Source organism: Streptomyces sp. WELS2 (assembly GCF_013870595.1).
Taxonomy (GTDB): domain Bacteria; phylum Actinomycetota; class Actinomycetes; order Streptomycetales; family Streptomycetaceae; genus Streptomyces.
Genome location: NZ_JACBWZ010000445.1, coordinates 1 through 5,179 on the forward strand (window position 1 = coordinate 1; position 5,179 = coordinate 5,179).

The 5,179-nt window shown below is 69.0% G+C and carries 5 protein-coding genes; all 5 read right to left on the reverse strand.

Translation table 11 applies throughout. From position 1 onward, the window contains the following. Window positions 1-117: 117 nt before the first annotated feature. Window positions 118-1,251, reverse strand: a complete 1,134-nt coding sequence (locus H5J33_RS22770) for a phosphatidate cytidylyltransferase (protein ID WP_181796768.1) — start codon at window positions 1,249-1,251, stop codon at window positions 118-120. Further along, window positions 1,251-1,808, reverse strand: coding sequence for a ribosome recycling factor (gene frr, locus H5J33_RS22775; protein ID WP_030785071.1), 558 nt, complete (start codon window positions 1,806-1,808; stop codon window positions 1,251-1,253). Before frr ends, H5J33_RS22770 begins: the two co-directional genes overlap by 1 nt. Window positions 1,809-1,983: 175 nt before the next feature. Next, on the reverse strand, window positions 1,984-2,742 hold the full coding sequence (pyrH, locus tag H5J33_RS22780; protein ID WP_030785074.1) for a UMP kinase: 759 nt from the start codon (window positions 2,740-2,742) through the stop codon (window positions 1,984-1,986). Window positions 2,743-2,958: 216 nt separating this feature from the next. Continuing rightward, the gene (gene tsf / locus H5J33_RS22785; RefSeq protein ID WP_181796769.1) at window positions 2,959-3,795 is read right to left on the reverse strand and encodes a translation elongation factor Ts; all 837 of its coding nucleotides are present in this window, start codon (window positions 3,793-3,795) and stop codon (window positions 2,959-2,961) included. Between the two features lie 149 nt (window positions 3,796-3,944). Continuing rightward, complete coding sequence (gene rpsB, locus H5J33_RS22790) at window positions 3,945-4,808, reverse strand: 30S ribosomal protein S2 (RefSeq protein WP_181796770.1); 864 nt, start codon at window positions 4,806-4,808, stop codon at window positions 3,945-3,947. Between the last annotated feature and the right edge of the window lie 371 nt (window positions 4,809-5,179).

Here is a 5,179-nt window from a genome sequence, read left to right on the forward strand (position 1 = left end):
GTGCGTACCGCCCCGCGGCCACGGCCTCGCCGTGACGACGACGGCCCCCGCCCTGCTGCGGCACAGGACGGGGGCCGGGAAGCCGTACCGCTCACGGGGAGCCGGCGAGGGCCGGGGTCACGCCGAGCCGACGAACACCACCAGCAGCAGCCACACCACCGGAGCCGTGGGCAGCAGCGAGTCCAGGCGGTCCATGATGCCGCCGTGGCCGGGGAGCAGGGTGCCCATGTCCTTGATGCCCAGGTCGCGCTTGATCATGGATTCGCCGAGGTCGCCCAGCGTGGCGCTGGCCGCGACCGCCAGGCCCAGCACCAGGCCCTGCCACCACGCTCCGCCGTCGATCAGGAACCGCATGCACAGCGCGCCCGCCACCATCGCGAACAGCACCGCGCCCAGCAGGCCCTCGCGTGTCTTGCCGGGGCTGATGCGCGGGGCGAGCTTGTGCTTGCCGAAGCGCCAGCCGACCGCGTAGGCGCCGGTGTCGCTGACGACCGTCAGCAGCAGGAAGGTCAGCACCCGCCAGGGACCGTCGTCGGCGGCGAGCATCAGCGCGACGAACGTGGCCAGGAAAGGCACGTAGAACGCGGCGAAGACACCGGCCGTGACGTCCTTGAGGTAGTTCTCCGGGGGTTCCGTCATGCGCCAGACCAGGGTCGCCAGAGCGGTCAGCGCCATGGCCACCCACGCGCCCTCGGCACCGCGCACATAGCCGGCGACGACCATGGCCGCACCGCCCACCGCGAGCGGCACGAGAGGCGCCCTGATCTCCTTGCGCTCCTTGAGCCTGCTGGTCAGCTCCCACAGACCGACGACGACGGCGACCGCGATCACGCCGACGAAGACGGCCTTCTTGACGAACAGGGACGCGACGATCACCACGCCGAGCCCGACGCCGACCCCTATGGCCGCGCTCAGGTCCCGGCCCGCGCTCTTCTTCTGCGGCGCCGGCGGCGGCTGCGGGACGTCGGACATGGGCTCCGGGTTCTGGGTCTCGGCCGGGAGCTCCCGGGCCTGGAACGTCTCGTCTCGGAACAGGGGGCCGCCCAGCCGAGCGGCCCCCCGGTCGTCGTCCTGGTCTCCGCCATACGCGGGGCCGTCGGGCACGATGGGCATGGGGCGAGTCTGCTGCGCCTCAGGCGCATCGTACGCGGGACCCGCCGGGGCAGCCCCTTGGACAGGCCCACCCACGGTGGACCCCCAGTAGCCGGTCTGCCCCGCGGGTGGCGGCGCCCCCCAGGAAGAGTCGCTCATCAGACTTCGAGCAGCTCCGCTTCCTTGTGCTTCAGGAGCTCGTCCACCTGGGCGACGTACTTCGCCGTCAGGTCGTCGAGGTCCTTCTCCGCACGGCGGCCCTCGTCCTCACCGATCTCGCCGTCCTTGACGAGCTTGTCGATGGCGTCCTTGGCCTTGCGGCGCACGGAGCGGATGGAGACCTTCGCGTCCTCGCCCTTGCCCTTGGCGACCTTGATGTACTCGCGGCGGCGCTCCTCGGTCAGCTCGGGGAACACCACCCGGATGATGTTGCCGTCGTTGCTGGGGTTGACGCCCAGGTCGGAGTCGCGGATCGCCTGCTCGATGTTGCGCAGCGCGCTCTTGTCGAACGGGGTCACGACCGCCATGCGCGGCTCCGGCACGGAGAACGAGGCCAGCTGGTTGATCGGCGTCGGGGCACCGTAGTAGTCGGCCACGATCTTGTTGAACATCGCCGGGTGCGCACGGCCGGTGCGGATCGCGGCGAAGTCCTCCTTGGCGACCACGACGGCCTTCTCCATCTTCTCCTCGGCTTCGAGGAGGGTCTCTTCGATCACCACTTGCTCCTGCGTGTCTTGAGTAAGGCCCGGCTGCGGTTCCTGGGTCGGTCGGCGGCCGGCTGCGTCGCGTCTTCTTCCTGCACGGTTCCCGACCGGCAGGACATTGTCCATCCCCCGGCCGGGGTCCGGCCCCCTCACAGGGCCGCACATCACCGGCCGGGTTGATCCCGGGTCAGTCCCGGCTGCCCTGGTCACCCACCAGCGTGCCGATCTTCTCACCCTTGACGGCGCGGGCGATATTGCCCTCCGCGAGGAGCTCGAAGACGAGGATCGGGAGCCTGTTGTCACGGCACAGCGTGATGGCGGTGGCGTCGGCGACCTTGAGATCCCGGGTGATGACCTCGCCGTAGCCGAGCGCGTCGAACTTGACGGCGTCGGGGTTGGTCTTGGGGTCGGAGTCGTAGACCCCGTCCACGCCGTTCTTGCCCATGAGCAGCGCCTCGGCGTCGATCTCCAGGGCGCGCTGGGCGGCGGTGGTGTCGGTGGAGAAGTAGGGCATGCCCATACCGGCGCCGAAGATGACCACGCGGCCCTTCTCCAGGTGGCGCACGGCGCGCAGCGGGATGTACGGCTCGGCGACCTGGCCCATGGTGATGGCGGTCTGCACGCGGGACTGGATGCCCTCCTTCTCCAGGAAGTCCTGGAGGGCGAGGCAGTTCATCACGGTGCCGAGCATGCCCATGTAGTCGGAGCGGGCGCGGTCCATGCCGCGCTGCTGGAGTTCGGCGCCGCGGAAGAAGTTGCCGCCGCCGATGACGACCGCGATCTGGGCGCCGTCGCGCACGACGGCCGCGATCTCGCGGGCGATCTTGTGCACCACGTCCGGGTCGACGCCCAGGCCCCCGCCACCGGAGAAGGCCTCTCCGGACAGCTTCAGCAGAAACCGGCCGCGTACTTTGCCGTCGTCGCTCTTCTGGGCCTTGGTGGTCATGGGGGATCCCGCCTCTTTCACGTGTTGCACATACGAAGAAGGCCATTGCCGATGGGGTCGCTTTTCGCTCCCATGCGCGGCAATGGCCTCCTCGTCAGATCTGCTGCCGTCCGCCGCACGCCGGGGTGTGGCAATGGGGACGGACGACTGCGGTCGACCCTATCGGGATTTCCTCACGGAACTCCGCCGGGGTCGCGCGTCGATCGCGGTACGGACTCAGATGCCGACCTTGATGCGCGAGAAGCGCTTCAGGGTGACACCGGCCTCGTCCAGGACCTTCTGGACCGACTTCTTGTTGTCCAGCGCGTACGGCTGGCCCAGCAGCGTGGCGTCCTTGAAGAAGCCGTTCAGACGACCCTCGACGATCTTGGCGATCGCGGCCTCGGGCTTGCCCTCGGCGCGGGTGGTCTCCTCGGCGATACGGCGCTCGGACTCGACGACGTCCGCCGGGACGTCCTCCTTGGCCAGGTACTTCGGCGCGAAGGCGGCGATGTGCTGCGCGACGCCCTTGGCGACCTCGGCGTTCGGCTTGTCGAGCTCGACCAGGACACCGATCTGCGGGGGCAGGTCGGGCATGGTGCGGTGCATGTAGGCGGTGACGTAGCCGTCGGAGAACTGCGCGAAGCGGTCCAGGACGATCTTCTCGCCGAGGTTGGCGTTGGCCTCGTCCACGAACGCCTGGACGGTCTTGCCGGCCTCGATCTCGGAGGCCAGCAGGGTCTCGATGTCGGCCGGGTTCGTCTTGGCGACGTGCTCGGCGATGGCCTTGGCCACGGCCTGGAACTTCTCGCCCTTGGCGACGAAGTCCGTCTCGCACTTCAGCTCGACCAGGACACCGGAGGAGTTGTCGTCGGCGATGATGGAGACCACGGCGCCGTTCTCGGCGGAGCGGCCCTCGCGCTTGGCGACGCCCTTCTGGCCCTTGATGCGCAGCGCTTCGACGGCCTTCTCGACGTTGCCCTCGGCCTCGTCCAGCGCCTTCTTGCAGTCCATCATGCCGGCGCCGGTGAGCTCACGGAGCTTCTTGACGTCGGCGGCGGTGTAGTTCGCCATGAGTCTGTGAGTCTTTCTCGTTGAGATCCGCACGGTCGCGACCCAGATGTAGTCGCGGCCCGCGTACGGGCTGACCTACGGGTGAACAGCGGGGGCGGTTTTCAACGCGCCGGAAGCGCTACCGCCCCCACTGTCGAACGCTGCCTGCGTCAGGCCTGCTCGCCCTCGGCGGCCGGCGCCTCGGCGGCGGGGGCCTCGGCGGCAGGGGCCTCGGCGGCGGCCGGAGCCTCCTCGGCCTTCTTCTCACCCTCCAGCAGGTCGCGCTCCCACTCGGCGAGCGGCTCGCCCGCGGCCTTCTCGCCCTTCTCACCGGCGGCCACGCCGGAACGGGCGATGAGGCCCTCGGCGACGGCGTCGGCGATCACACGGGTGAGCAGGGTGACGGAGCGGATCGCGTCGTCGTTGCCCGGGATCTTGTAGTCGACCTCGTCGGGGTCGCAGTTGGTGTCGAGGATCGCGACGACCGGGATGTTCAGCTTCCGGGCCTCGCCAACGGCGATGTGCTCCTTCTTGGTGTCCACGATCCAGACGGCGCTGGGCACCTTCTGCATCTCGCGGATACCGCCGAGGGTCTTCTCCAGCTTGGCCTTCTCGCGGGAGAGGACCAGCAGCTCCTTCTTGGTCAGACCGGAGGCCGCGACGTCCTCGAAGTCGATCTGCTCGAGCTCCTTGAGGCGCTGCAGACGCTTGTAGACGGTCGAGAAGTTGGTGAGCATGCCGCCCAGCCAGCGCTGGTTGACGTAGGGCATGCCGACGCGGGTGGCCTGCTCGGCGATGGCCTCCTGCGCCTGCTTCTTCGTGCCGACGAACATGACCGTGCCGCCGTGGGCGACGGTCTCCTTGACGAACTCGTAGGCGCGGTCGATGTACGACAGCGACTGGAGCAGGTCGATGATGTAGATGCCGTTGCGCTCGGTGAAGATGAAGCGCTTCATCTTCGGGTTCCAGCGACGGGTCTGGTGACCGAAGTGGACGCCGCTCTCCAGCAGCTCCCGCATCGTGACGACGGCCATGGCCGTTTCTCCTTGGTGTTCTCGGTTGTGCCGCGTCCGCCGGACGGCGGTCGCGCCTGACGCCCGCGACGCGCCGTGCCGCTAAGGACCGAGGGGCGCTTGGTAGGAACCGTTGCCGGCCGCCGTACCGGGGCGTGCGAAGTCGACCCGGTGACCCGGATCGCCAGAAGAAGTGTACGGGACCGACGGAGCGCCGGGTGACGGCACTGTCCACAACCGGCGAGTAGTCCACAGACTCCGGCCGCCGGCGGCGGGGTGCGGGACGGTGTACCGCATGCGCTACATGACGTTGTGGACGACTGTGCCGCTGGTGCTGGCGTACTGTTCGATGTCGGTGTCGAGCGTGGCCAGCTCCCGGTAGTACGCCTCCA

What these genes read in the sequence shown, in the direction of transcription:
- pyrH (WP_030785074.1), bottom strand. Translation starts at nt 2,742, where the DNA reads ATGACCACCAAGGCCCAGAAGAGCGACGACGGCAAAGTACGCGGCCGG.
- H5J33_RS22770 (WP_181796768.1), bottom strand. Translation starts at nt 1,251, where the DNA reads ATGAGCGACTCTTCCTGGGGGGCGCCGCCACCCGCGGGGCAGACCGGC.
- tsf (WP_181796769.1), bottom strand. Translation starts at nt 3,795, where the DNA reads ATGGCGAACTACACCGCCGCCGACGTCAAGAAGCTCCGTGAGCTCACC.
- rpsB (WP_181796770.1), bottom strand. Translation starts at nt 4,808, where the DNA reads ATGGCCGTCGTCACGATGCGGGAGCTGCTGGAGAGCGGCGTCCACTTC.